27 protein-coding genes are annotated in these 26,858 nt (G+C 59.0%); 16 read left to right on the top strand and 11 right to left on the bottom strand.

Annotated elements, in window-relative coordinates; genetic code table 11:
- Positions 1 to 35 precede the first annotated feature (35 nt).
- The 14 genes from P2W41_RS10285 (at position 36) to P2W41_RS10220 (ending at position 13,370) form a co-directional block, all read left to right on the top strand.
- Complete coding sequence (locus P2W41_RS10285) at positions 36 to 998, top strand: Bug family tripartite tricarboxylate transporter substrate binding protein (RefSeq protein ID WP_404933075.1); 963 nt, start codon at positions 36 to 38, stop codon at positions 996 to 998.
- A gap of 23 nt (positions 999 to 1,021) precedes the next feature.
- Positions 1,022 to 1,489 carry a tripartite tricarboxylate transporter TctB family protein gene (locus tag P2W41_RS10280; RefSeq protein WP_292895619.1) on the top strand — a complete coding sequence of 156 codons (468 nt, stop codon included), beginning with the start codon at positions 1,022 to 1,024 and terminating at the stop codon, positions 1,487 to 1,489.
- On the top strand, positions 1,489 to 2,997 hold the full coding sequence (locus P2W41_RS10275) for a tripartite tricarboxylate transporter permease (RefSeq protein ID WP_292895621.1): 1,509 nt from the start codon (positions 1,489 to 1,491) through the stop codon (positions 2,995 to 2,997). The genes P2W41_RS10280 and P2W41_RS10275 overlap by 1 nt, the downstream gene beginning before the upstream one ends.
- A gap of 4 nt (positions 2,998 to 3,001) precedes the next feature.
- Positions 3,002 to 3,706: an SDR family NAD(P)-dependent oxidoreductase gene (locus P2W41_RS10270; RefSeq protein WP_292895623.1), complete on the top strand. Its 705-nt coding sequence runs from the start codon at positions 3,002 to 3,004 to the stop codon at positions 3,704 to 3,706.
- A gap of 14 nt (positions 3,707 to 3,720) precedes the next feature.
- Positions 3,721 to 4,416, top strand: a complete 696-nt coding sequence (locus P2W41_RS10265) for an RraA family protein (protein ID WP_404933074.1) — start codon at positions 3,721 to 3,723, stop codon at positions 4,414 to 4,416.
- Between the two features lie 44 nt (positions 4,417 to 4,460).
- Positions 4,461 to 4,955 carry a 2,4'-dihydroxyacetophenone dioxygenase family protein gene (locus P2W41_RS10260; RefSeq protein WP_292895627.1) on the top strand — a complete coding sequence of 165 codons (495 nt, stop codon included), beginning with the start codon at positions 4,461 to 4,463 and terminating at the stop codon, positions 4,953 to 4,955.
- Positions 4,956 to 5,309: 354 nt separating this feature from the next.
- The gene (locus tag P2W41_RS10255; protein ID WP_404933073.1) at positions 5,310 to 6,551 is read left to right on the top strand and encodes a septal ring lytic transglycosylase RlpA family protein; all 1,242 of its coding nucleotides are present in this window, start codon (positions 5,310 to 5,312) and stop codon (positions 6,549 to 6,551) included.
- Between the two features lie 156 nt (positions 6,552 to 6,707).
- Positions 6,708 to 7,811: a D-alanyl-D-alanine carboxypeptidase family protein gene (locus tag P2W41_RS10250; protein WP_404933072.1), complete on the top strand. Its 1,104-nt coding sequence runs from the start codon at positions 6,708 to 6,710 to the stop codon at positions 7,809 to 7,811.
- 125 nt (positions 7,812 to 7,936) lie between these two features.
- Positions 7,937 to 8,602, top strand: a complete 666-nt coding sequence (gene tmk / locus P2W41_RS10245; protein WP_404933071.1) for a dTMP kinase — start codon at positions 7,937 to 7,939, stop codon at positions 8,600 to 8,602.
- Positions 8,602 to 9,645 (top strand): DNA polymerase III subunit delta', encoded by a 1,044-nt coding sequence (locus P2W41_RS10240; protein ID WP_404933070.1) that lies wholly within the window; start codon positions 8,602 to 8,604, stop codon positions 9,643 to 9,645. Before tmk ends, P2W41_RS10240 begins: the two co-directional genes overlap by 1 nt.
- A gap of 83 nt (positions 9,646 to 9,728) precedes the next feature.
- Positions 9,729 to 11,288: a methionine--tRNA ligase gene (gene metG, locus P2W41_RS10235; RefSeq protein WP_404933069.1), complete on the top strand. Its 1,560-nt coding sequence runs from the start codon at positions 9,729 to 9,731 to the stop codon at positions 11,286 to 11,288.
- Positions 11,289 to 11,293: 5 nt separating this feature from the next.
- On the top strand, positions 11,294 to 12,082 hold the full coding sequence (locus P2W41_RS10230) for a TatD family hydrolase (protein ID WP_404933068.1): 789 nt from the start codon (positions 11,294 to 11,296) through the stop codon (positions 12,080 to 12,082).
- Positions 12,079 to 12,903, top strand: coding sequence for an MBL fold metallo-hydrolase (locus P2W41_RS10225; protein WP_292895641.1), 825 nt, complete (start codon positions 12,079 to 12,081; stop codon positions 12,901 to 12,903). Before P2W41_RS10230 ends, P2W41_RS10225 begins: the two co-directional genes overlap by 4 nt.
- Positions 12,900 to 13,370 (top strand): YbaK/EbsC family protein, encoded by a 471-nt coding sequence (locus P2W41_RS10220; protein WP_404933067.1) that lies wholly within the window; start codon positions 12,900 to 12,902, stop codon positions 13,368 to 13,370. The genes P2W41_RS10225 and P2W41_RS10220 overlap by 4 nt, the downstream gene beginning before the upstream one ends.
- 214 nt (positions 13,371 to 13,584) lie before the next feature.
- Here P2W41_RS10220 and P2W41_RS10215 read toward each other — a convergent pair whose 3' ends face one another.
- From P2W41_RS10215 to P2W41_RS10190, 6 genes are all read right to left on the bottom strand, one after another.
- Entirely contained in the window at positions 13,585 to 14,358 is a 774-nt protein-coding gene (locus P2W41_RS10215) for an aldose 1-epimerase (RefSeq protein ID WP_404933066.1), read from the bottom strand.
- A gap of 204 nt (positions 14,359 to 14,562) precedes the next feature.
- The gene (locus P2W41_RS10210) at positions 14,563 to 15,882 is read right to left on the bottom strand and encodes an HlyD family type I secretion periplasmic adaptor subunit (RefSeq protein WP_404933065.1); all 1,320 of its coding nucleotides are present in this window, start codon (positions 15,880 to 15,882) and stop codon (positions 14,563 to 14,565) included.
- On the bottom strand, positions 15,869 to 17,551 hold the full coding sequence (locus tag P2W41_RS10205; RefSeq protein ID WP_404933064.1) for a peptidase domain-containing ABC transporter: 1,683 nt from the start codon (positions 17,549 to 17,551) through the stop codon (positions 15,869 to 15,871). The genes P2W41_RS10210 and P2W41_RS10205 overlap by 14 nt, the downstream gene beginning before the upstream one ends.
- A gap of 114 nt (positions 17,552 to 17,665) precedes the next feature.
- Entirely contained in the window at positions 17,666 to 17,899 is a 234-nt protein-coding gene (locus P2W41_RS10200) for a hypothetical protein (protein ID WP_292895651.1), read from the bottom strand.
- A gap of 162 nt (positions 17,900 to 18,061) precedes the next feature.
- Complete coding sequence (locus P2W41_RS10195; protein WP_292895653.1) at positions 18,062 to 18,484, bottom strand: toxin-activating lysine-acyltransferase; 423 nt, start codon at positions 18,482 to 18,484, stop codon at positions 18,062 to 18,064.
- Complete coding sequence (locus P2W41_RS10190) at positions 18,484 to 19,536, bottom strand: hypothetical protein (protein WP_404933062.1); 1,053 nt, start codon at positions 19,534 to 19,536, stop codon at positions 18,484 to 18,486. The genes P2W41_RS10195 and P2W41_RS10190 overlap by 1 nt, the downstream gene beginning before the upstream one ends.
- 382 nt (positions 19,537 to 19,918) lie before the next feature.
- Here P2W41_RS10190 and speD point away from each other — a divergent pair, with 382 nt between their 5' ends.
- Positions 19,919 to 20,398, top strand: a complete 480-nt coding sequence (gene speD, locus P2W41_RS10185; protein WP_404933061.1) for an adenosylmethionine decarboxylase — start codon at positions 19,919 to 19,921, stop codon at positions 20,396 to 20,398.
- Positions 20,395 to 21,258: a polyamine aminopropyltransferase gene (speE, locus tag P2W41_RS10180; protein ID WP_404933060.1), complete on the top strand. Its 864-nt coding sequence runs from the start codon at positions 20,395 to 20,397 to the stop codon at positions 21,256 to 21,258. The genes speD and speE overlap by 4 nt, the downstream gene beginning before the upstream one ends.
- Positions 21,259 to 21,290: 32 nt before the next feature.
- On the opposite strand, the gene P2W41_RS10175 is transcribed toward speE, so the two are convergent.
- The 5 genes from P2W41_RS10175 to P2W41_RS10155 all read right to left on the bottom strand — a co-directional run bounded on the left by P2W41_RS10175 (position 21,291) and on the right by P2W41_RS10155 (position 26,767).
- Positions 21,291 to 21,926, bottom strand: a complete 636-nt coding sequence (locus tag P2W41_RS10175) for a glutathione S-transferase family protein (protein ID WP_292895658.1) — start codon at positions 21,924 to 21,926, stop codon at positions 21,291 to 21,293.
- Positions 21,927 to 22,066: 140 nt separating this feature from the next.
- Positions 22,067 to 23,143, bottom strand: coding sequence for a BMP family ABC transporter substrate-binding protein (locus P2W41_RS10170; RefSeq protein WP_404933059.1), 1,077 nt, complete (start codon positions 23,141 to 23,143; stop codon positions 22,067 to 22,069).
- Between the two features lie 33 nt (positions 23,144 to 23,176).
- Positions 23,177 to 24,091 carry an ABC transporter permease gene (locus P2W41_RS10165; RefSeq protein WP_404933058.1) on the bottom strand — a complete coding sequence of 305 codons (915 nt, stop codon included), beginning with the start codon at positions 24,089 to 24,091 and terminating at the stop codon, positions 23,177 to 23,179.
- On the bottom strand, positions 24,084 to 25,181 hold the full coding sequence (locus P2W41_RS10160) for an ABC transporter permease (protein ID WP_404934961.1): 1,098 nt from the start codon (positions 25,179 to 25,181) through the stop codon (positions 24,084 to 24,086). Before P2W41_RS10160 ends, P2W41_RS10165 begins: the two co-directional genes overlap by 8 nt.
- Complete coding sequence (locus P2W41_RS10155) at positions 25,181 to 26,767, bottom strand: ABC transporter ATP-binding protein (protein WP_404934960.1); 1,587 nt, start codon at positions 26,765 to 26,767, stop codon at positions 25,181 to 25,183. Before P2W41_RS10155 ends, P2W41_RS10160 begins: the two co-directional genes overlap by 1 nt.
- Positions 26,768 to 26,858 lie beyond the last annotated feature (91 nt).

The following is a 26,858-nucleotide window of genomic DNA, read 5'->3' as shown; positions in this document are numbered from 1 at the left end:
GGCATTGAGGAATGCCAATCAACGGAGGAGAAGCAATGAAATACGCAACCTTAACGACGCTGCTTGCAGCGACCGTGGCCTTCGCCGGCCCGGCGTTTGCAGAATACCCGGAGCGTCCCATTACGCTAATTGTTCCGTGGTCCGCCGGCGGCGGCACCGATGCCGTCGGGCGCATGCTCGCCAAAGGCCTGCAGGATGTACTCGGCACACCGGTCAACGTGGTCAACCGCACCGGGGCCGGCGGTATTGTGGGACATACGGCGATGATCGACGCCGATCCGGACGGTTACACGCTTGGGCTCGCTACTGCGGAACTGACCACCTATGCCGCGATCGGCACGTCTGAAGCGTCCCCGGCCGATGTGACACCGATTGCCCTGGTCAACTTCGACGCGTCCGCCTTCAACGTACGCGCCGATAGCGAGTGGGAAGATGCAGGCCAGGCGCTCGAGGCTATCAAAGCCAATCCGGGCAAGTTCAAAGCTTCCGGTTTCCCCGTTGGCGCTGCATATCATCTGGCATTCGCCGGTTTCCTGAATGACAACGGCGTCGACCCGACCGCTTTGACCGTTGTGCCCAGCCAGGGCGCTGCTCCCGGCTTTCAGGAACTGGTTTCGGGAGGCGTGGCTGTCGTTCCTTCCTCCCTGCCGGAAGCAGCATCCATGCGCGATGCGGGTCTTGTGAAGACGCTCGCCGTCCTGGCGGATGAGCGCCTTGCTTCCTACCCCGATGTACCAACCGCCAAGGAAGCCGTGGGCACCGCCTCGGTTGGTGGCACCTGGCGCGGTGTTGTCGGGCCAAAGGGACTCGACGCAGACATCGCCGGCAAGGTCGAGGCAGCGCTCGACAAGGTCTATCAGAGCGCAGAGTTTCAGGAGTTCATGAGCAGCCGCGGTTTCGGCGTGCGGTGGCTCCCTGCAGATGAGTTCGGCACCTTCATGGAGAATGCCTCCAAGAGCAACGCCGAAGTCATCGAGAAGCTTGGCCTGAAGCAGTAACCTTAAATGGGGAGGCCTGGATCATGCGTATGAACGACGCCGTGACGGGAGGCGTTTTCGTCCTCCTGTCGGCACTCATTCTATTTGCCGCTCGCGGCTTCCCCACTTTGCCGGACCAACCCTACGGGCCCGGCACGTTTCCCACCATTATTGCGGCTGTGATGATGGTGTGCGGACTTGCGCTGATCTGGAGCGGCGTTCGCAGCCACGCGCCGCTTCTTGTCGTGGCTGACTGGATGCGCGGTTCGGCCACATTTCATCGCATGGCCTGGGTCCCGGGTTTTGTGATCGCCTATACATATCTCAGCAAGCCGATCGGGTTTCCGCTTCTGGTGCCGGTGCTGCTTGGCGCATTCCTGACCGTCACGACGGGGAGGCCACTGCGTGCGGCCATCATCGCCTTGCTCGGCACCGCCGCTCTCTGGCTGCTGTTTGCCTATCTCCTGCGTGTGCCGCTGCCGCTCGGCCTTCTGACCGAGGTGATCTACTGATGGATGCCGTTCTGACAGCCTTTGGCGAGGTCCTTCAGCCGCAGGTCTTCTTCATCATCGTGGCCGCCTCCGCCTACGGTCTGATGATCGGCTCGATCCCCGGGCTGACCGCGACCATGGGCACCGCACTGCTCGTCCCGATCACTTTTTTTCTCGATCCGATCCCTGCCATCGGCGCCATTGTCGCAGCCACAACGATGGCGATTTTTGCCGGCGACATTCCCGGCGCGCTCCTGCGAATACCCGGTACACCCGCGTCAGCGGCCTATACGGATGAATCCTATCGCATGCGCGAGAAAGGGCAGGTAGAGCTGGCGCTGGGCGTGAACATGCTGTGCTCCACCATTGGCGGCCTTGTCGGTGTTGCCGTCCTCATTCTCGCCGCACCGCAGATTGCGGCGGTTTCGCTCGGCTTTTCGAGCTACGAGTATTTCTGGCTGGCTCTGCTTGGACTGTCCTGCGCCATATTCGTTTCCAGCAGCTCACCGGTCAAAGGCGTTCTCTCGCTGTGCATCGGCCTGATGCTGTCCACGATTGGCATCGATGTGGTGATGGGTGTCAAGCGCTTCACGTTCGGCGATACCGAACTGATCGGCGGCGTGTCCATCATCCCTGTTCTTATCGGCATGTTCGCCATCACCGAGATCCTGCGCAAGGTCGCGCGCCCCTCGCGCTTGCCTGCGCCGCCGCCAGTACGACTTGGCGCCATGGTGTCGGGTGTTGGCAGCACCATCTGGCGTTTCAAGGGCGGGGTCGTGCGTTCTTCCTTGCTCGGCAGCGTCATAGGCGCCCTGCCCGGAGCAGGCGCCGACATCGCGGCGTGGATTGCCTACGCGCTTTCCAAAAAATTCTCCCGTTCTCCCGAAAAGTTTGGCACCGGCTATCCCGAGGGCATTGTCAGCGCGTCAAGCGCCAACAACGCAGCACTGTCGGGGGCCTATGTACCAAGCCTTGTCTTCGGCATTCCCGGCGACACGATCACCGCGATCCTGATCGGCGTCCTCCTGATGAAGGGCATCACGCCCGGACCGATGGTTTTCGTAATGGACACCGGGTTGGTGAACGCCATTTTCGCGGTTTTCATCATTGCGAACCTGCTTATGCTGCCGCTCGGTCTGGCGGCAGTTTACGGCTCGCGCCGTCTGCTCAGCATCCCACAGGACGTTCTCTTTCCAATCATCCTTCTGTTTTGCGTCATCGGTGCCTTTGCAGCCAACAACACGCTTTTTGATGTGTGGGTCATGCTGGTTGTCGGCCTCATCGCCTTTGTTCTGGAGGAGAATGATTTTCCGCTGGCACCCATGATCCTGGCGCTGATCCTCGGACAATTGGTCGAGGAAAACTTCATGAAGTCGATCATCAAGGCGGACGGACAGCTGACGGAGTTTTTTGCGCGCCCCATCGGCGGAACGCTGGGCGTGCTGACACTGGCGATCTGGGCGCTGCTGATCGGTATGTCGCTTTACAGGGCAACCCGTGCGCGCCGTGCTGAAACAACTGGAGAGTGAACACATGACGAGAACTGTTGTCGTGGTCGGTGGATCAAGTGGCATCGGCTGCGCCATCGCCGCAGGATTCTCAGGCGAGGAGGGCACACGTGTTGTTGCCACGGGCCACGAAGACGGCGTATTCGCCAGCCTGCCGGAGAATGTCGAGCGGGCAGTGCTCGATGTGCGCGATGCCGACGCAGTTGCCGCATTCTTCTCCGGCTTCGGGCGCCTTGATGTGCTGATCAATTGCGCCGGGATCATCCGGCGCAACGGAGCGGAGTTCCGCCAAAAGGATTTCGCAGATGTGCTGGACATCAACCTCAACGGCACGCAGCGCTGTTGCGAGGCTGCCCATAAAGCGCTCAAGGCCGCCGGTGGCTGCATAATCAACACCGCATCCATGCTCACCTATTTTGGCAGCGCCACCTCACCGGCCTACGCCGCGTCCAAGGGTGGTGTGGCGCAGCTCACCAAGTCGCTGGCCATTGCCTGGGCAGCCGACGGCATCCGCGTCAACGCAATCGCCCCAGGCTGGATCGCCACCGACCTGACGCGGGCGCTGACTGAAGACGCAGCACGCAGCGAACAGATTCTGTCGCGCACACCCATGAAACGCTGGGGCAGGCCGGACGATCTGGCTGGCCCCGCCCGTTTTCTCGCATCTCCCGAAGCTGCCTTCGTCACCGGCGTCATCCTGCCTGTCGACGGTGGCTATTCGGCCTCTTGAAGAAGGATCCCCTGATGAACAAAACCTACGCCAACGACACGGAAATGTTCGCGCTGATGCGCGAGCGGCTTTTTACCGCTGTGCTCGGCGACATTCTCGATGAGATGGGCCTGCAAAACCAGTTCCTTCCGGCTGGCATCGCACCGCTGCAGCAGAAAATGGTCATGGTCGGTCGCGCCATGCCGGTTCTCGAAGCCGACGTGTTCGGAAAAGGGGGAGACGAGGCACGCGGTCCGCTCGCTCACAAGCCCTTTGGACTCATGCTTGAGGCACTGGACGATCTCAAGCAGGGAGAGGTCTATGTCGCCACCGGTGCATCACTGCGTTACGCGCTTTGGGGCGAGCTCATGGCGACAAGGGCCGGCTTTCTGAAAGCGGCCGGCGCCGTGCTCGACGGTTACGTGCGTGATGCCGACGGCATCGAAGCGCTCGGCTTCCCGACGTTTTGCCGTGGCGTTTATGCGCAGGATCAGGGTCCGCGCGGCAAGGTCATCGATTTCCGTTCGCCGGTTCAGATCGAGGGCATCAGGGTGGAGCCCGGCGCGCTTGTCTTCGGCGACCGCGAGGGTGTCCTCATCATCCCGCGCGATGCCGAGGACGAGGTGGTGCGCCGCTCGCTCGAAAAGGCCGAGACGGAAAACCGGGTCGGGAACGCGATCCGCGAAGGCATGCCCGCCGTCGAGGCGTTCGAAACGTTTGGCGTCATGTAAGCGAGGTAGTGACAGAAATGGCTCAGAGCGAAGACGAAAAGAGAATGCCATATCAACTGCCCATGCCACCGGAGGCGGGTAGTGACATCGTGGTTCCCAGCGTCATTCCGGAAGACGACCGGGTGTGGGTTCCGCAGGCCGAGCAGGTATGGTTTCGGCCGCTTTGCCTCAATGCTTCGCAGGGTTACTGGGTGAACCTTCTGAAGGTGCGCAAGGCGGGTGTTCTGGCCCGCCACCGCCATCCCAACCCTGTGCACGGCTATGTGATCAAGGGACGATGGCACTATCTCGAGCATGACTGGGTGGCCGAAGAGGGAGGCTATGTCTATGAGCCGCCGGGTGAAACCCATACGCTCGTTGTGCCCGAGGACGTCGAAGAGATGATCACGCTCTTTCAGGTGAACGGGGTGATGTATTACGTCGATCCCTGGGGCAGGCATGAGGGGTTCGAGGACGTTTTCACGAAGATCGAAATGTGTCGTAAACACTATGAAAAGGTAGGATTGGGAAGCGATTTCGTCGATCAGTTCATTCGTTAGAAAACGAAATGAAGCTTTTGATATTGCTTTATTAATTGAATCTGATGCCTGTTCGACTGGCTCGCTCGCAGAGCCTTTCGGCAGGCAACGCCCCTCGTGGGCGGGCTCGCCAGGTGTCGTGTCTGTCGCTACCGTAAACCTCATCCATGAAATGTCGCCACAGACCGCAATTTTGACGAATTGCCCCTTTGCTGCCACAAATGATTAACAGCTTGCTAAGGTATTTCGGGTCAGGGTGCGGAGGGCATCCTGTACTGTTGAAGACTGGAACGCCGTGATTCCGGTTATTTTTGATGAGTGGGGATATCTCGCGACCATGAACGAGATTTCGATGCCTGGGGGAGATGCGGGCGCATGAGTTTTCCGATTGCCGCGCGCCGCATATCAAGCCGACGCTTATCATCCGGCATTGCCATAGCTGCTTGTGCAGTGTTGCTTTCCGCATGCAACTCCACAACGCCGAAGGTTGCGGTCAGCAAAAGCAAATCCAAAGAATACTTCGCAGAATCCGAATATGGCGTGAAAGCCAGTCCGCGTATTTCCACCAAATCCTCCAATCTGCGCCGGGGCGGGGGGCGATATCAGGTCGGAAAGCCCTACCAAATCAAGGGAAAGTGGTACCATCCCAAGGAAGATCCCGACTATGAGAAGGTCGGTGCAGCTTCCTGGTATGGTGACGCGTTTCATGGCCGGCTGACAGCCAATGGCGAAATCTACGACATGACGCATCTGACAGCCGCGCATCCAACGATGCCGCTGCCCAGCTATGCGCGCGTAACCAATATGAACAACGGCAGTTCGGTTCTCGTACGAGTGAACGACCGCGGGCCTTTCGCGCACAACCGGATCATCGATCTGTCTAAACGTGCCGCACAACTTCTCGATTACCAGAGCGCCGGCGTGGCTCAGGTTAAGGTCGAGTATGTGGGTCCCGCTCCGCTGGAAGGCCGTGACGACGAATATCTGATGGCATCCTACAGGCCAGGCGGCGTCGCGCCCGATCCTTCCGATGGACTGGCCACCGGTGTGATGGTGGCCATGAATGGTCCCACACCGACAGCGACACTTCCAGGCGTGAGGGCCGCCGATGCCTTTGCCAGCCAGCCCGGCCTGACACCACCCACACCGATTGCGGCATCATCAGCGTTTGAATTGCCTAGTTCGGGGCCGATCGTGCCGGATCGTCCGCGCACGGCGCCGCTCGAGGCGGTTCCGCAGGATGTGGCGGCACTTTCCTATGCAGACCAGCGTGTCAGCGCTGCAGCAGGCGCCTTTGACAGCGTCCTGAAAGACAATGCGCTGCGTTCACAGGACGTCACACGCTGGTGGCGGCAGAAAAACGTAACGCTTCAATCCGAGCTTCCCAAGGATGCCGGCACGTTTGTGAGCGTGGGTGTCTGGAGGGAGCGGGCAGAAGCCGAGCTGCGGGCACGGGAACTGGCAGCCTACGGCAAGACGCAGATTGAAACCGTATACGATGAAGCAGATGAAGTGCATTACGCGTTGAAAGTCACCCCCAGTGGGCAGTCGCTTGTGGACACGCTTCTGCAGGCAGCCTGGGCGAGCGGCGCGGATGACGCATTCATCGTGCGATAGCCACGATACAGACCGCCGCCGGCGGTTGATTTTAAGGCTCTCATACCGCTAGTTTCAGGAGCTATTCCTGCGCTAGGGGGCGTTGTCTTGTTTGCCGCGTATAAAAGAACACTTGTTTTTGCCTGCTGCCTTCTGCTGCTGGGAAGCCAGGCAGTTATGGCCCAGCTTTTCGAAACCCGTGCAGCACAGGCTTATCTGGTCGAGGCAGAGACCGGAACGGTGCTTTTCTCGAAGAATCCCGACGAGCGCATACCGCCTGCCTCACTAGCTAAACTGATGACGATGGAAGTCGTCTTCAACGCCATCAAGAGCGGGCGGCTTTCGCTGAGCGACGAATTTTATGTCAGTGAGCATGCCTGGCGGACCGGCGGAGCGGTGTCCGGCACCTCCACCATGTTCGCTGAAATCAAGTCCTCCGTGCCGCTCGAAGCGTTGATCCAGGGCGTGATTGTCCAGTCTGCCAACGACGGTTGCATCATCATCGCCGAGGGAATGGCCGGTTCGGAAGAGAACTTCGCCCAGTTGATGACCGAGCGGGCGAGAAAGATCGGCTTGAGAGACTCGGTCTTTGTGAATGCGACGGGCCTGCCCGCCGAAGGGCAGTATGTCACGATGCGGGACCTGGTTACGCTGGCGATGCATCTGCAGCGGGAGTATCCGGAGTTCTACAAATACTATTCTCAGGAATCCTTCACCTGGAACAAGATTCTGCAACGCAACCGCAATCCGCTTCTGCGCATGGATATCGGGGCCGAAGGTCTCAAGACCGGGTTCACGGAAGCGTCCGGCTATGCAATCGTTGGTGCGGTGAACCGGAACGGGCGCCGCTTGTTTGCCGCCATGAGCGGACTTTCAACCGAAAGCGAACGGGCGGAGGAAGCCCGCAAGCTGCTGGATTGGGGCATTCGTGCCTTTGAAAAGATCGAGCTTTTCAAAGCCGGCGAAACAATTGGCCGGGTTTCGGTTTTCGGAGGTGACAAGCCCGAGCTGGCCGTGCGAGCCGAGGGGCCGATCGCCATTTTTCGCCCCATCACCAATGCAGACCGCTTGCGTGCGCGCATCGTTTATCAGGGCCCGATCCCGGCTCCCGTGGAAGAGGGCGACCGGGTTGGTACGCTCAAGGTCTGGATCGGCGATACGCTGAGCCAGGAGACGCCTCTCTATGCGGCAGAACGTGTGGGAAAAGGAGGGCTTCCAGACCGGGCGCTTGACGCTGTGGGTGAATTGTTGATCGGCTGGCTACGCAAATACCGCTCCTGACAGGGTCTCGGTTCAAACAGCCGTTTACACAACGCATATCAGCATGGACCTTCACCAGACGAAGGCCTAAGTAGGTTTCGGTCGGCAATGACGCCGCGCGCAATTTGGAAGAGGAACAACATCTCTTGTCTCGCGGATTCTTCATTACATTCGAGGGGGGCGAGGGGGCTGGAAAATCGACTCAGATCACGCAGCTTGCGGCCAGTCTGCGAGAGCAGGGGCACGATGTCATCATCACGCGTGAGCCCGGCGGCTCTTCGGGGGCAGAAGCGGTTCGGCATGTTCTCCTGTCGGGGGCGGCTGAGCCGTTTGGGCCGGCGATGGAGGCCATTCTTTTCGCGGCAGCACGTTCCGACCATGTAGAGCAGGTCATCCGCCCGGCGATCGAACGGGGAACTATCGTTCTGTGCGACCGTTTTTTGGATTCCTCGCGAGTCTACCAGGGTGTAACAGGCAATCTCGATCGCGATTTCATGCAAAGTCTTGAGCGTGTCACGGTCAATGACATGGTGCCGGATCTGACGCTCATCCTCGATATCGACCCTGAGGAGGGGCTGCGGCGGGCCAATGCAAGACGTGGAACCGAAGCGCCGGATCGCTTCGAGAAGGAAGCGCTCGCCACGCACCGCCGCCGAAGAAAAGCGTTTCTCGAAATCGCCAAGGCGGAGCCGGAGCGCTGTGTGGTGATCGACGCAGCGATGCCCGCCGACAGGGTCGCCACTGCCGTTCAGCGGGCCGTTCAACAGGCCATGGCCAAGTCCCAGATGCGCGGTGCAAGGAGCGAGGCCTGATGTTTGAACGCACCGCGCCGGAACGCTTCGATACATTGCCGGAAATCCCAGAGCCCTCGGAAAATCCGCTGCTGGTCGGTCATCAACGGGTGGCCGACATGCTGGCCGGCGCCTACCGGGCGGGTAAACTGCATCACGGGCTTCTTTTTGCCGGTCCTCCCGGCATAGGGAAGGCAACACTCGCCTTTCATCTTGCCAATCATCTTTTTGCCTATCCACGAGCGGAAGATGCACCAGAGCACCTGTCTGTGCCCGATCCCAAATCGCAGGCTTTCCGACTGATCGCGCAGGATGCACATCCCTCGCTGCTGCATCTGACGCGGCCCTTCGTGGAACGGGACAAGAAGTTCAAGACCGTCATCACAGTGGATGAAATCCGCCGCATCCAGCGGTTTTTGTCCCTGACGCCGCATGATGGCGGGTACCGGGTCGTGATCGTCGATCCGGCAGACGACCTCAACATCAGTGCCGCCAACGCACTTCTGAAGAGCCTTGAGGAACCGCCTCCGCGAACGGTCTTCATTTTGATCACCCATTCGGCTGGGCGGCTCCTTCCCACAATCCGCTCGCGCTGCCAGATCGTACGCCTTCAACCGCTTGCGGCAGCGGATCTTGCAGGACTGTTGCGCTCGTTGGGCACCGCCGATGGCGGCAGCGATGAGGAGATCGCTGCACGAGCGCAAGGCAGTGTGCGCAACGCGATTCTTCTTTCGCAGTTCGGCGGCGCCGAAATTGCCGATGTTCTGCACAAACTGGTCTCGGGACGCAATTTCGACGCCGCCGAAGCGCTGCGTCTCGGCGAAGCCGTCAGCGGACGCGAGCGGGACGTTCAATTCTCGATCTTCAACCGAACGGTGCTCGACATGATCAATCAGTTCGCCACAACGCGAGCCGAAGCCGGGGACACGCGGGGCGCCGCGGCGGCAGCCGACCTCTGGGACGAGATAAACACGGCAATCCGCGATGCGGAAACATTCAATCTCGACCGCAAGCAGCATGCCTCCGGCATTGCCGCGAAGCTTAATGCCGCATTCAACGCATGAAGACGTCCGTTGGGCTGGCATGAGCATGCGTGATGCGCTATCTGGGCGTCATCTAGCAATTTGTTTTCTGGACGTTCCTCCCAATGGCTCGCGATAAGTTTTACATCACCACGCCCATTTTCTATCCCAACGGCAAACCCCATATCGGGCATGCCTATACGGTGATCGCGACAGATGCGATGGCGCGTTTCCAGCGGCTTGATGGCAAGGATGTTTTCTTCCTGACCGGCACCGACGAGCACGGGCTGAAGATGCAGCAGACCGCGGACAAGGAGGGCATCACGCCCCAGGCGCTCGCCGACCGCAACACCGCCGTTTTCCGGGACATGATTGCCGCGCTGGGCGGCTCCAATGACCAGTTTATCCGCACCACCGAGGAACGGCACCATCGCGCCTGCCAGGCGATCTGGAAAATGATGGCCGACAATGGCGACATCTATCTGGATCGCTATTCTGGCTGGTACTCCGTACGGCAGGAAGCCTATTTCGACGAAAGCGAAACGACGGTCGGCGAGGATGGCGTACGCCGAGAACCTCTGGGTTCCCCCGTGGAATGGAACGAGGAGGAAACCTATTTTTTCCGTCTTTCCGCCTATCAGGACAAGCTGCTCGCCCATTACGAGGCCAATCCGGAATTTATCGGTCCGGCCGAACGCCGCAACGAAGTGATGAGCTTCGTGCGCTCGGGCCTGAAAGATCTCTCGATATCGCGCTCGACATTCAACTGGGGCGTTCCCGTGCCTGGCGATGAAAAGCATGTGATGTATGTGTGGGTCGACGCGCTCACCAACTACATCACCGCTGCAGGCTATCCCGACACGAATGCCGAGCGCTGGTCCTTTTGGCCGGCGAATGTGCACGTGATCGGGAAGGATATCGTGCGATTTCATGCCGTCTACTGGCCGGCATTCCTGATGTCAGCGGGCATAGAGCTGCCCAGGCGCGTCTACGCTCATGGCTTCCTGTTCAACCGCGGGGAGAAAATGTCCAAATCAGTCGGCAACGTGGTCGATCCCTTCGCACTGATCGAGCATTACGGGCTCGATGCGGTGCGGTATTTCTTCCTGCGCGAAGTGCCGTTTGGCCAGGATGGCAGCTACAGCCATGATGCCATCGTCAACCGCACCAACGCTGATCTGGCGAATGATCTGGGCAATCTTGCCCAGCGCTCGCTTTCGATGATTGCCAAGAATTGCGGCGGTGCTGTGCCCGAGAAGGGCACGCCTGGCGAGGAGGACCTGACCATTCTGAAGCGCGCTGGCGAGGCGCTCGAAACGGCGCGCACGGCCATGGAGACCCAGGCTCTGCATCAGGCGCTCGCTGCGATTTTCAACGTGGTGGCCGAGGCAAATCGCTATTTCGCAGGGCAGGAACCCTGGGCGCTAAAGAAAACGAACCCTGCGCGTATGCAGTCCGTCCTATATACGACCGCCGAGCTGGTGCGTCGTGTGGCCATCCTCTGCCAGCCCTTCATACCGGGTTCGGCCGAGAAGCTGCTCGACCTTCTGGCCGTCGACAAAGACGCGCGTTCGTTTGCCCATCTTGGAGAGGCAAACGCCCTGGTGTCCGGCACCGCCCTACCGGCTCCGCAGCCGGTCTTCCCACGCTATGTCGAACCCAAGGCGGACGGTGAGGGGGCCTGATATAGATGCTGGTCGACAGCCATTGCCATCTGGATTTTCCCGACTTCGAGGAGGATCGGGCGGGTTTCATCGAGCGTGCTGGTGAAGCCGGCGTCGGCCTCATGGTGACGATATCGACCCGCGTGCGTCAGTTCGACCGCATTCGGGCGATAGCCGAGGCGCATGAGAACGTCTTTTGTTCCGTTGGCACTCATCCGCACAATGCGGATGAGGAGCTGGACGTGACAGCCGACGAACTTGTTCAGCTTGCCGGCCATCGCAAGGTGGTCGCCATAGGTGAAGCCGGACTCGACTATTTCTATGACAAGGCTCCGCGCGACGCCCAGGCTCAGGGCTTTCGCAAGCATATCGAGGCGGCTCGCCAGACAGGTTTGCCGCTCGTCATTCATGCGCGCAATGCCGATGACGACACGATCGCCATTCTCAAGGACGAAACAGGGAAGGGGGCCTTTCCCTTCATTCTGCACTGTTTTTCTTCCGGCGCTTCCCTTGCCAAAGCAGGCGTCGAGCTGGGTGGCTATATCTCGTTCTCGGGTATTCTGACGTTCCGCAATTCGCAGGAATTGCGCGACATAGCCAAAACTGTGCCGCGCGACCGGCTGCTGGTCGAGACCGATGCGCCGTATCTTGCGCCCGTACCCAGACGCGGCAAGCGCAATGAGCCAGCTTTTGTTGCGCATACGGCGCATGTCCTGGGCGAAACCATCGGTCTTTCCGACGAAGAAACGGCTCGCCTGACAACGGAGAACTTTTTCCGGCTGTTCACGAAAGTGCCACGGGACGCCTTGCGGTGAACGATGTTCTGCGCCTGACCATTCTGGGATGCGGTTCGTCGCCAGGAACGCCACGGATCACCGGAGACTGGGGCGCCTGTAATCCTGACAATCCAAGAAACCGGCGCCGCCGCTGCGCTGCAATGGTCGAACGCATCTCCAAGAACGGCGGCACCACGCGTGTTGTGATCGACACGGGACCGGATTTCCGGGAGCAGATGATTTCTGCCGGCGTCGACAGGCTGGATGCGGCCGTCTACACCCATCCTCACGCAGATCACATACACGGTATCGACGATCTTCGCGGTTATGTCCTCAACCAACGCCATCTGATGGATGTCTATGCGGACAAGCCGACACTGGAGCGTCTGAACGAAGCCTTTGGCTATTGCTTCGAAACGCCGCCGGGCAGCAATTATCCGCCGATCCTGAAGGCATGTCCCATCAGTCACGAGGCGGAATTCTCCATTCAGGGCGCTGGCGGTAAAATCTCATTTATTCCGCTGCCTCAGATACATGGCGATATTCTTTCACTTGGATATCGCGTTGGCGGCTTCGCCTATTGTCCTGACGTCAGCGCGTTTCCAGACGACACTCCGGCGCTGATTTCAGGCGCCGACACATTGATCATCGATGCACTGCAGTATCGTCCGCACCCGAGCCATTTTTCGCTTGATGAAGCGCTGGACTGGATTGAGCGTCTCGCACCAAGACGCGCGGTGCTGACACATATGCATATACCGCTCGACTATGAGACCGTGTTGCGGGAGACGCCGGACCATGTGGAACCGGCTTTTGACGGCATGGTGCTCGAATTGCCCATTGAGGAGGACATGGAATGAGCAAGAGCATCAAACGCGTGCAGCAAGCGGCAGAATCTGCCGGGCTGACAATCGAAATCAAACGGATGGGCGAATCCACGCGAACCGCCGAAGAAGCCGCAAGCCAATGCGGCTGCAGTGTCGCGCAGATCGTGAAATCCCTGATTTTTCAGGGCGAACAGAGCCAGAAGCTTTATCTGTTCCTGGTTTCGGGCAGTCGTCAGCTGAACACCGCCAAGGCCGCGGCGCTGGTCGGTGAAACCTTGAAGCGCGCGGATCCGCGGCATATTCGAGATGTAACAGGTTTCGCGATCGGAGGCGTGTCACCACTCGGGCAGCCCGATGAGGTTGCGCGCTTTGGGGACGAGAGCCTTCTGGCGTTCGATGTGGTGTGGGCGGCGGCAGGAGCTCACGACGCGGTATTTTCCGCAGAGCCGGCCGCGCTTTTCAACGCCGCAGGCGTGGAGAAAGCCGATATCGCGCAATAAACGAGCAGTCGGACGACTGAAGCCATGCATATTAAGTTCCATAATCTATCTTATGCGATCTCTTGACGGATCGGGGTAGGTTCAAGGTTGAAGCACGACATGCGAATGAAGCCAACGTGTTGGCTTGCGAAATTAGGCCGCAATCAAGCGCCCTGATCACAGCTGCGCATCGCGGCTCCCGAAACGGGCCTTCCGGAAATGTGATCAGATTTGCCTACGCAATTTCTTCCACCGTCAGGCGCATGCTGCCCGCCAACGTCTCGCCTTGAGCAAGACGACGAAGGCCACCGAGATCGGCGTGATGAAAACCGTTTGCCGTATGAGACATCGGCTCAAAACAGACAAACTCGAAATCAGGCGGCGGTGAAAAGAGCATATATCGTGAGAAGATCGGGTCTGCATCGATGGTCGCCCCAAGCCCGAGCTCGGGCCAGTTCAGCCTGGCCCGGCAGTCCCATCCTTCAAAACAGTTGTTGAGCCCATGATCAGGCAGGAGCCGCGGCTCTGAAAAATCTACTGTTTCGGGCAGCGGCAGGTTCTCGTCCGGAACGTGGTAATCATCTTCCGTCCACCAGGACAGCGCGTGCGCCTGCAGGGTCATCCGGGGCGTTCGGGGAAAATATGGATGCAGGCCAAGGCCGAACGGCATGGCGCCCCCGCCCCTGTTCTCCACCTCGATCCACATCGTCAGACAATTACGGTCAAGCGTAAACCGCTGCGCCGCCCTATAGGTGTAGGGAGAGCATGAATTCCCCTCATGATGCATCTCAAGTGCAACGGAACAAGCAGTCCGCTCCATCACGCTCCAGTCGCTCTTCCAGCCCTCGCCGTGGATGTAGAATGGAGGTACGTCATTGGGTTCGAACGTATAGGTTTGACCTTCATAGTCGAATGTATTCCCGCCAACCCGGTTGGAAAAAGGCACCATCGGGAAACATGCCGTATCCGTCGGTCCGAACGCATCCTTCTCGCCCGCAAACGGCCGCATGAACGGCTGTCCATTACGATGATATCCGTCCAGAAGCACACCAAAGCGTGGTGACACCCGCACACGCAAATCCGTGCTTTCCAAAAAAATCGTACCGTCCGGCATTGTTCCCCCAAACATCTCACAGCCCGGGCCAAGCAATACAACAAGCCTGTCTGCGAAACCATCCGCCCAAGTGTCGGGAGAGTGATTTGAGAGGTCCGGTCAGCGCTCTCCCAGACTTTGGCTGAACTGAGCCGTGATTGGCGCCAGAAAATAGCTGATCAAACGGCGTTCCCCGGTGATCGCATCGACGCTGCCGGTCATTCCCGGTCGCAGGGCAAGACTGCCTGTCGGGGTTTGCAGCGCATCACCGTCGGGTCTCATGCGCACGACGAACCCCCAGCGGGCACCGCCTCCAACTTCAATCGAATCGCTCGCAATGTCGGTGATCGTAGCCATCATCGCACCAAATCGTTCGGCGGGGTAAGCATCAAGACGGATGCGTGCCTTTTGCCCCGTCTCAAGGAAGCCGCTGTCTTCATTAGAAAAAAGGGCTTCAAATTCGAGCGGGCTGTCCTTCGGCACCACCCGCAGCAAATCCTGTCCGGCCTGAACAACACCTCCAACGGTCGTTATGGCGAGCTGCTCGACCGTTCCCGATAGGGGAGCGCGCAGTTGCGCTGCCGCGACCCGCTCCTCCAGAGCCCTGCGCTCCTGGCTCAACGCGGCCAAACGCGCATCAGTCTTGTCCCGCTTCTGCATAACTCTGTTATAGTTCGCGCTGAAGAGCCCTGCCCGCTCAGCTTTCAAGACAGATGCCTCCGCTTTCGTTTTCGCAATCTGCCGCTCGACGACGTCTCTTTCGCTGCGAAGATCATCATAGGCTGAACGAACCTTCAAATAGGCCTCGCGTGAAGAAATGCCGCGTTTCATGAGTTTCTCAGCGGCCTGAAGCCGCTCCTCCTGCACGGCGAGTGCAGTGTCTGCCTGGGCAATCCTGCCCAGGAGCACGTCCAGGGCCTTTTGATTGACATCCAGGCGAGCATCGGCTGCCGCCAGCCCATCGGCAAAGTCCCTGAGCTCGGCATCAAGAAGGCGCGTCTGCATGGCCTCGTCACTGTCGTCTTCAGCCAAAGGCGGAAGAACATGCCCGTCAGGTTCTCGCGTGGTTTTCCCATCGCGCATTTCAACCAGTTCCGACAGAAAAATGGCGAGCCGGACTTTCTCGCGTTTCAGCCGGGTCGCCTCTTCAAGCAGTGTCGCGAGTTGCGCTTCATCTGAGGTGGCGTCAAGCGTGAGCAACAGTTCACCCTGCTTCACACTGACACCATCGCGCACGAGGATACCCGTAATCGAGCCGGGATATTCGGCTTGCACCACCTGGACCCTGTCAAGCGGAACGAGCCGGACAGACCCACGGGCGGTCACCTCGACACGCAGCAAACAGGCGGCGATGAGACTGATGATGAAGACGGCCGTACTGATGAACACGGTAAGATGCAGTGTCGGTGAGGCGGCGCCCGATTTGTCAAACACACGCATGATTGGTTCCCGCAGCAAAGTCGATGATCCGATCACGGTGCGCGAAAACATCCGGACGGTGGGTAATCACGATGACCGTCATCTTTTCCCGGAGCTGCATCAACGCACTGACCATTCGATGTTGTGTTGCTTCATCGAGCGCGCTGGTCGGTTCGTCGAGTACGAGAACGGAAGGACCTTGAAGTACGGCGCGAGCGATGGCGACGCGTTGCTTCTGCCCGCCAGACAAGGCATTCCCCTGCTCTCCCACTGGCGTATCGAGCCCGAGCGGCAATCGGTCAACAAAATCATCGGCGGCCGCGACCGCCAGCGCATCCCGCAGCGTCGCGTCGGTGGCGTTTGCGCATCGCAGCTGCAGATTTTCGCGGAGCGTCCCCGAAAAGAGATAGGGTTCCTGAGGAACATAAACGATCCGGGAGCGAACGCTCTCCGGTTCGAAGTCGCCGAGATCCTCGCCCCCAAAACAGATCGCTCCGGCCTGCGGCTTCTCCAGACCGGCTGCCAGGCGCCCGAATGTCGATTTCCCTACCCCTGATGGCCCGACCACAAGGGTGCATGTGTGTGGCTCCACAACAAGGTCGACACTATCCAGGACCGGCTGCTGATCGATAGCATAGGAGAAGGAGACGGAGCGGAACTCCAGCCGGGGTTCGAGCCCGTTCGGGAGCCGTTTTTTCTCACCGAATGGCTCACGCTCACTGCTCAGGATGTCGCCCAATCGCTGACGCGAGACACGAAGATTTTGCCAGTCCTGCCACAGTTTTGAGAAGCCCGCGATCGGCGCGGCGACCTTTTCTGCAATGAGCTGGAATGCGATGAGTTGTCCCAGTGTCAGCTCGCCGGCGAACACCTGCTGCGCCCCGACATAGATTACCCCGATGAAAACGCCTTTTTCACATATCATGGCCAGTTGGCCGCTGACGGCATTCATCGTGTAGACCCCGCGCGCCGCCTGCAGTGTTCTGGATAGCGTTTGACGCAGACGCCCCAACATCGCGGTCTCCGCAGTCAGGGCCTTCACCGCTGTCATCCCGGTGAGGTTCTCAACCAGCCGAGCCTGATGGCGAGCGCCCGTATCGAACTGCACACGCAGGCGTTTTCGGAGCACAGGGCCAAAGCACAGATACAAAGCCGCCTGAAGTGGGAGAGCCACGGCCACGACGAGAGTCAGCTTTCCGGAGATCGAGAGCAGGACCGCGACGTAGAGAAAAGTGAAGAACAGATCCAGTGAAGCGCCGGTTGTCAGACCAACCAGAAATGCCCGGATTGTGTCCGTCTCTCCGATCCGCGACAGAGTTTCTCCCACCGGCCATTTCCGAAAATGCCGCAGTGGCAGCCGGAAGAGATGATCAAACAACCGCGTTCCCAGTTCCAGGGTCAGACGGTTTGCAACTGAAACGCCCAAAAATGCTGCAAGCAGATTGAAGCAGACCTGGAACGCGTTGGCGCCAACCATGACAATGATGATGACGATCAGGGATGCTTCACGCTGGAACGGCAACACCCGATCAATCACCACCTGGAACACGAAGGGTTCCAAAAGCCCGATCAGCCGCACACAGACGGCCAGGAACGTGAGCTCTGCACACAACGGAATATGCTTGCGCAGCGTCGTTAGGAACCACGACAGGGGTACACCCTGTTCGTTCGGCGGCAATCGTATCGTCATATTGGAACCTGTCGAGCGGGGCATCCGCAGCCGGGACCGTGGTTCTTCCACGGCCCCGACCTTTTCAGTGCCGGCAATTCGGCTCTGACTTACATTTTCAGAAATGGCCTGGGATCAGGCCACCGCGCTTTCGATGGCACCGCCGATGAGGCCACCAACGGTGTTTCCAACCGTGCCACCGAGCTCGGCGCCCGGCACGCTTCCGAAATACCCACCAATGGCGCCGCCGACGAGAGAACCGACAGCCGCACCGACAGTGTGGCCCAGACTATCGGCTTCCTCACCGCCGCCGCCGAAGCTGACCGGTGCGTCAATACCAGGGTTATCAATCTGAAAATCTTCAAACATTTCCAATATCCCTATTTCAAATGTACTTTTGAGTATGAAGCCGGATAACCGGCGGTTTGACCGGCGAATAATGTTCGCCGGCATGCACCCGACATGGAAAGCATCGGGGGCATTCCTTCGAAGCCGAAGCCGCCCGAACGGCTCTCGGCTCGCATGTTCGATTTAGGCAGTGCTCTTCCAGTGTTTGACGCTGCGAAGCGCACCATCGGCGTGTCTGCGCACACTGGTCGCGCGGCGGCCGGGAAAAATATTCCTTCTCAGATCGGAGATGATTTCCCGAGCCGTGCCATAGGGGGCAAGAAAATCGTTAAAGAACAGACGGTCACCGCATCGCCACTCATGGAAAGCCAGTGCGCGCCCTGTTTCAAGGATGCTTTGCTCCGTATCCAGGTCGATAAACGCCCAACTGGCAAGACCGGTGGGCAGGCCGTCCGGGGTGAGATAAAATCGTGCCTGACCGAGATGCAGCGGCGGCAGGATCTCCACTTCAAGATAGCGCTTTACCGGGAAATCCCGGTGGTTTTCGGAGCGCGCCAGGAGTTCCAACGCGTACCCGACACCCGAATATAGATCAATCGGCGACATCACACAGGCCCTCCTGTAACGTGCCCAGATTTTGGACGACGGAGTTCAGCCGCCACCTGCGGGCAATGGCTTTCAAAGGAAGTGAGAAGGTCTGTAAGCCTTTGGGGCGTTGCGATCCGGCGCTCGAACCGAAAAGGTTCGCCCTCTTCGCCACGCTGCCAGAGGACATATCCGAGCGGCACCTGTTGACGATCGAGTGCCAGAAAGACCCTGCGTCCCTGCATACACTCGAGAAGGCGCGCATATCTCACACCGATGGCTTCATCGAAGGCGCCTGCCTCCGGATCCTGCAGGTCCAGCAACAGAAGCCCGCCGATCTGGCGGTAGAGACTGGCGACACTTCCGTCTGTATCGCCAAGCGCTGGCAGAACGTATCGCTGCGGAAGAATGCTGGGACGATCAAGAATGTCGGTTAGGAGTGAAGGTGCCTGCGCACCGCTTTTGAAGAGCGAAGCGATCTCGCTACCGGTCCACTCCTGCACAACCGCCTGTGCCAGAAGCCGGGCTATCGGGTAATTCCAGGCGTAGTCGTAAGCTTCCCCTCCGCACTCCAGTGCGCCGACGAGCGAGAGGAGATTTTTTCCGAGATAGCCGGAATTGTCGGCCATCCATGCAGTTTCCATCAGTGGCGATAATGAGGGCTGATGTTCGCGAATCCACCCCAGGAGCAGTCGCTCCCCCACAAAAGCGCACAGTTCGCGAGCCATTGGCGGCATCGTGGTGCGGCCCGAAGCGACAATTTGCAGGGCATGAGAGAACTCGTGCGTGACGGTGAGAATATCCGAAGCAGTCCCCCGGTAGGGACAATTCACGAGGGGTAAGCTCTTTCGCCCCCGGTCATAGGTGAAAGCACGGCCTCCCCCACCCTCCTGAACCTCAAAACTCTTCGGCACACGCGTTTCGACAGTTCGAATCAACCTGGATAATTCGGGGACCCCTGCCGCAAGCGCCCGCGCCGCCATCTCCCAGGCCACCTCTCCGGGCACGTCGAGATGTTTTTCGCCGGCTTCCGCCCCCACCCCGATCAAAAAAATCGGAAGCGGGCGATCCACCAGATTGCGTCGAAGAACGGCCGCATCTAAACTATTCGCGCATAACCAATCGGATAAAATATCATTCATGAAACTATACAGTGTATATTGATTTTCGAAATGCGTTACATGGTCAATATACATGACATTAGATTTACTAAAACTGTGAGATTTGTGAAATTTTGACCTCTTATATATTGATACAGGACCGATGATATTATAAAATCCATCGTATATTATATGAAATTATTTTCAGGCTGGAACGCTTCGTGAACCGTCACGGGAATGAATATGCCTTCTGAATGTCGCGCGTGATTGTGCTTGCGTCCCCAGTTTCGTTGCATATATACGGGCCACATTCCTGAATGATCAGGTTGAGCATCTGCTGGTTGGAGAGGACGCCATGTCTCAAGACGCCCTTTTCCAATTGGGGATGGATTCAGTTGTACTGAACACCGCCCAAAAGGAAGAAAGCACCACCGCGCAGGCCGCATCTGCGGTTTGCGACGACAAGGATCACTTTATCGAGAAGGACGGCGTTCTTTGCGCCGGCTCTCATTTTATCGTGGATCTGTTCGAGGCCGAACGCCTGGACGATCTGCCGTTCATCAAGAAGACGCTGATCGACTGCGTGAACGCAGCCGGCGCGACTCTTTTGCATATCCACTTGCACCCGTTCGAGCCGAATGGCGGGATAAGCGGCGTTGCCGTGCTGGCCGAAAGTCATATTTCGGTCCATTCCTGGCCGGAGAGGCAATATGCAGCTCTGGACATTTTCATGTGCGGTGACGCGCAACCGGAACGGTGTATTGACGTGCTGAAGAAAGCATTCGCTCCTGGCCGTATGGATGTGAACGAGCTGCTGCGGGGACGAAACGCGTGAGCGATCGAAAAACCATATCGGAAACCCTCCATGACGGCATCGGTATGGTTTTCGATGTCGACGAGGTGCTTTACGAGGAAGGAACGGGACACCATCAGCTGTCGCTGATCCAGAACCCGGTCTTCGGAAAAGTTCTCGTTCTCGACGGCGCGGTGCAGGTCACCAGCCGGGACGAGTTCATCTATCATGAGATGCTGGCGCACGTACCGCTCGCTGCTCATGAAAACCCCGCCGATGTTCTCATCATCGGCGGCGGCGACTGCGGTTTGGCGGAAGAAGTGCTGAAGCACAAGCGCGTCGGCACCCTCACCCAGGTGGAAATCGATGCCTCGGTGCTCGATTTCTCGCGTGAGCATTTCGCCGATTTCAATGCGCCAGTCTTTGAAGATCCCCGTTTCCAGGTAGAGATTGCCGACGGCGCGGTTTTTGCGGCGGAAACCGATAAGCGTTTCGACGTAATACTCGTCGATTCCACCGATCCCACAGGTCCGGGCGCGGTGTTGTTCACCACCGATTTTTACCGGAATCTGAAGCGCATCCTGCGCCCGGGAGGCATCGTCGTGTCCCAGAACGGTGTTCCCTTCCTTCAGCCTGAGGAGTTTTCCAAGGCGATGAAGGGCCTTTCTTCGGTATTCGAGACAGCGAGCTGTTACCTCGTTTCAGTACCCACCTATTTCGGCGGGCACATGACGTTGGGCTGGTCGAGCGACGATCCGAAAGCACTTTCGGTCAGTGAGGCGACGCTCACGGAACGGATGGCGGGGATCGAGACCCGTTATTACACACCGGCGCATCATCGGGCGGCTTTTGCCCTTCCACGTTTCATTGAAACGCTCCTTGAGGACGCCGTAAATACGTGAGAGATGGGCCTGACGGCCCATTTTTTCTTCTCTCAGCTCCCCTGCCCGGAAAAGAACGGTACGCTGGCAGCCAGTTCCATATCCAACTGCTGTGCCTTGCGATAGGCAGGTCGTGTTTCCACGCGTGCGAGATAATCCTTGAAAACCGGCTTCTCAGGCAGGGCGCGCAGGATGTTCATGGTGTAATTGATTCCGGATGCGAGCTGCGTGTCGGCGGCGGTAAAACGCTCTCCTGCGGCAAAAGGCTGGTTCTCGAGCCGGCGTTCGATATAGGCGAGCATATCGGCAAAAGTGCCGAACGGATATTCGTTGCTCGCGTATTTCAGTTTCTGCACTTGAGCGCAGATCGCCGGGTCAAAGACCGCATCACAATATACCAGCGCTGTCAGATAGGCCGCACGGTCAGGATCGTTCATCGCAGGCGCCAGTCCGGCCTGTGAAAACCTGTCGGCCAGGTAAATGGTTATGGCCGCGCGCTCGGTCACAACCTGCCCGTCATGAACAATAGCGGGAACCTTCTTGCTGGGTTGAATGGAACGGTAGCTCTCGGGCACACCCCCGCGCGCACGGATGTCAATCATCTCCAGTTCGTAAGGAATCTGCAACTCCTCAAGGAGCCAGAGAATACTGGAAGAGCGCGACCAGGGTGCATGGTAGAAAATCAACATCGGATATCCCTCTTTGTATGTGGCCCGACCTTACCACCCTGCTGCTGACAGGAGACTGTCAGCAGATTGCCCCGTTCGATCTGTTAGATTCAAAAAAGGCGGCCGAAGCCGCCTTTTCGCTCAAACAACGGTGAGCCGCCTCAGTTCGGCAGCTTGTCGTCGATGCCCTTGATGTAGAAATTCATGCTAAGGACTTCTCCGTCAGGTGCCACCTGTCCTTCTTCAAGCCAGAGCGTGCCATCCTGCTTGTAGACAGGACCGGTAAAGGGGTTGAAGCCCTCATCCTTGATCTTTGCCTCGATTTCCTCGGCAGCCGCCTTAACATCGTCGGGCATGTTCGTGTACGGCGCCATGACGACGTGGCCATCCTTCATCCCGCCCCAGACATCGTTCTGCTCCCAGGTACCGTCCATGACCGCCTGAACGCGCTCGATATAGTATGGGCCCCAGTCATCCACGATCGAGGTGAGCTGCGTTTCCGGCGCGAACTTGATCATGTCGGATGCCTGGCCAAACCCTTTGATGCCGCGCTCTGCTGCCACCTGAAGAGGTGCGGTGGAATCGGTGTGCTGGGTGATGATGTCGACGCCCTGGTCAAGCAGCGCCTTGGCGGCGTCGGCTTCCTTGCCGGCATCAAACCAGGTGTTGGCCCAGACGATCTTCACCTGAAAATCCGGATTGACCGACTGCGCACCGAGCATGAAGGCATTGATGCCCATGACCACTTCGGGGATCGGGAAAGAGGCGATATAGCCGGCTACGCCCTTCTCGGACATTTTCGCAGCGATTACGCCCTGAACGTAGCGCCCCTCGTGGAAGCGCGAGTTAAAGGTGGCGACATTTGGGTGATCGCGCTTGAAGCCGGTGGCATGCTCGAACTTGATGTCCGGGAACTTGGCGGCAACCTTCTGTACCGGATCCATGAAACCAAAGGACGTTGCGAAAATGATATCGCACCCCGAGCGGGCAAAACGCTCGAGCGCGCGCTCGGCATCCGCGCCTTCCGGGACGCTTTCAAGATAGGCTGTCTCGACCTTGTCGCCGAAATGCTCCTCCACATCAAGCAGGCCCTGATGGTGCTGGTAGGAATAGCCGAAATCGCCGATGGGGCCGACATAGATCCAGCAGGCCTTGGTCTTGTCCTGCGCGGCGCCGGGCGCGGCACCAAAGGCGATGGCCGCAGTGGTAGCGGCAAGTGCCAGAACGAGTTTTTTCATTTTGACGTCCTCTCTGTTGACTGAGTGCAGGGCTTATCTGGCAGGCACAAAGGGCCGGCCGAGGCATGCGGGCGTGTTGACCATTGTCAGTCGCCGGTTTCGCGAGATTAGTACAAGAACGGCGATGGTCGCCAGATAGGGCAACGCGGACAGGAACTGTGAAGGCACGGAAACACCGATCACCTGTGCATGCAGCTGGCCGATTGAGACAGCGCCGAAGAGATAGGCTCCCGCCAGCACACGCCATGGGCGCCACGATGCAAAGACGACCAGCGCCAGCGCAATCCAGCCGCGACCGGCTGTCATGTTCTCGATCCACTGCGGCGTGTAGACCAGCGAGAGATACGCGCCCGCGAGCCCGGCGCATGCTCCGCCGAAGACAACCGCCGCATAGCGCACCGCAATCACCCTGATGCCGAGCGCGTGGGCGGAATCGTGATTGTCCCCCACCGACCGCAGTGTAAGGCCGGCACGTGTGCTGAAAAGAAAATAGCTGACGCCAATGACGAGCAGGATCGAGATGTAGAAAAGCGGAGCCTGTGCGAAAAGGAAACGCCCGACCACGGGCAGATCGGACAGGACGGGAATAACCAGCGGGGCCATCTTGACACCCGGCAACCCGATAAAGGCCTCGCCGATCATGCCCGAAACACCGAGCCCCAGCAGCGTCAGCGCCAGACCCGTTGCCACCTGATTCGTAACGAGCGACAGCGTCAGAAACCCGAAGAGAAGCGCAAAGGCCGCACCGACCAGAATGGCCGCGAAGACACCGAGCCAGGGGGATCCCGTGGTAATGGCGACGCCGAAGCCGGTCACGGCGCCCATCACCATCATGCCTTCCACGCCGAGATTGAGAACACCGGAGCGCTCCACCACCAGTTCGCCGATGGCGGCGATCAGAAGCGGCGTTGCTGCGGTGGCGATGGTGATCAGAACGGACTCAAGCATTTCTGGCGGCCTCCCCGCCCCGCACCGCGCGCCCGGCGAGCCGGATTCTGTAGTGGATAAGAGTGTCGCAGCCAAGCACGAAGAAGAGCAGCATGCCCTGGAACGCTCGAGCCGCCTTGTCTGAAAGACCGAGTGAGATCTGCGCGGCCTCGCCCCCAAGATAGGAAAGAGCCAAAACGAAGCCGGCCGCCACGATGCCCATCGGGTTTAGTCGACCGAGAAACGCTACAATGATCGCGGTAAAACCATAGCCCGGCGAAATGGAGGGCTGAAGCTGGCCGATGGCGCCTGCGACCTCCGAGATACCGGCAAGGCCGGCCAGGCCTCCGGAGATCAGAAAGGCCATCATGACCATCCGCGAAGAGCTAAAGCCGGCAAAGCGCCCTGCCCTCGGACTTTGGCCCAGAACGCGGATCTCAAATCCCTTGCGGGTCTTGCGCAGCACGAACCACAGGATCACGGCTGCCAGAACGGCAAAGACGATGCCCCAGTTGGCCCTGCCCGCCGATGGCATCAGTTCGGGCAGAACGGCAAAAACATGAAAGTCTCGCGTCTCGGGAAAGTTCATGCCGCCGGGGTCGCGCCAGGGACCGCGCACGATCCAGTCCAGGAAGAGCTGGGCCACGTAAACCAGCATAAGGCTGGTCAAGATTTCATTGGTGTTGAAGCGGGCCTTCAGAAATGCCGGAACGGCTGCATAGGCAGCACCACCGGCCAGGCCCATGGCGAGCATCAGCGGCAGAACGAGCCAGTTCTGAAAATCTGGAAACACCACGGGCAGGATGCTGCCGGCAATTGCGCCTGCGATGAACTGCCCTTCGGCGCCGATGTTCCAGTTGTTTGACAGGAAACAGACCGACAGCCCAACGGCGATGAGGATCAGCGGTGCGGCCTTGATCGCCAGTTCATGCAGCGACCATGTCTCGCGCAGTGGGTCGATGAAATAATAATACAGCGCATCGATCGGGCTTTTGCCCAGTATGGAGAACATGATCGCACCGGCGATCATGGTAAGCACCAGCGCGATCAATGGCGAGATGGCGCTGAACAGAACGGAGTGCTGCGGGCGCTTGACGAGTTCCAGGCGCATCATGCGGTCTCCGTGTTTTCAGGCAGGCCTGAGCGTTCGGGCTCCGCACCGCCCATCAGGAGGCCGATCTTCTCAAAACTTGCCTCGGCAATCGGCATCGGCGCCGATAGACGTCCATCATGCATGACGGCTACGGTATCGCAGATTTCGAACAACTCATCGAGATCCTGAGAGATGACCAGAACCGCCGAACCCGAGCGCGCAAGATCGATCAACGCCTGCCGGATACGCGCAGCTGCACCGGCGTCCACGCCCCATGTGGGCTGGTTCACGACGATGACTGCAGGCTGGCGATCAAGTTCGCGGCCAATGATGAATTTTTGCAGATTGCCACCGGAAAGGGCCGAGGCCTCGGGATCCACCCCGCTTTTGCGGACATCCATGGCCTTGACGATGCGGGAAGCAGCCTTCGCCAGAGCACCCGCGCGCACCGTACCGAACATCCCGACGAGCGCGCGCTTATCGGTGACATGGCGCGACAGAAAAAGGTTCTCGGATAGGCGCATCTGGGGCGCAGCGCCATGGCCCAGCCGCTCTTCCGGCACAAAGGCCGCTCCAAGCAGGCGGCGACCGGAAATACCCGTTCGCCCTGCATTCGTACCGCGGATGCGAATGGCATCGGCCTTGTCCTGAAGCACCTCACCGGACAGCGCCTCGAACAATTCCCCCTGCCCGTTGCCCGCAACGCCCGCTATGCCCATGACCGCGCCGGCACGAACTTCGAGACTGATACCTCGCAGGGGCATCGCGAAAGGATTCGCGGCCGGCCGATTAAGCGCCTTGACTTCCAGAAGTGCCTCACCCTCACGATCCACGCTTCCGGTTCGCCGGACCGTATCGACATCGTCCCCGACCATCATTTTGGCGAGTGAGGCGGCCGTCTCCTGCCTCGGGTCGCAATGGGACACCACCTTGCCATGACGCAGCACGGTCGCACGATCGCAAAGCCGCTTCACCTCTTCGAGCCGGTGGGAAATGTAGAGGATCGACTTCCCCTCGTCACGCAGGGTTTCCAGCGTTTCAAAGAGCCGATCGGCTTCTTGCGGGGTGAGAACGGAAGTGGGTTCGTCGAGGATGATGAGATCCGGCTTTTGCAGCAGGCAGCGGATAATCTCGATGCGCTGCCGCTCGCCGACCGAAAGATCGCCCACATGGGCAAAAGGATCGAGCGGGAGGCCATAGGCCTTGGAAAGTTCGCGCGCCCGTTCCGCCACCTGCAGGATAGGCGTCTTGTCATCCAGCGACAGCATGATGTTTTCAGCAGCCGTCAGCGCTTCAAACAGCGAAAAATGTTGGAACACCATGCCGATGCCGAGACCACGAGCCTCGCCCGGCGACTGGATGGAAACCGGCTTTCCCTTCCAGCGAATGTCGCCCGCGGCCGGTTCCAGCGCCCCGAACAGCATTTTCACCAGCGTCGACTTGCCGGCACCATTCTCGCCGAGAAGCGCGTGAATCTCACCCCTGCCGATAGAAAGGTCGATCGCATCGCAGGCTCTCAACGCCCCGAATATCTTTGTCAGCCCACGAACTTCGAGAAGCTCGCCGCCCTTGCCTTCGTGTGAATGATCCACGCCGGCTCCCATTTCGGACATTTTTATTTTGTTCCCAACTCGATCATAGGCAGACGACTTTGCAGCGCATTAGAGCCGCGTTGCTTGAAAGAGATTCAAATGC

The sequence above is a fragment of the Nitratireductor sp. L15S-10 genome (assembly GCF_045011005.1).
In the GTDB taxonomy this organism is placed as follows: Bacteria; Pseudomonadota; Alphaproteobacteria; order Rhizobiales; family Rhizobiaceae; genus Nitratireductor.
The sequence above is the reverse complement of the archived record's forward strand: the minus strand, read 5'-3'. Positions and strand labels throughout refer to the sequence as shown.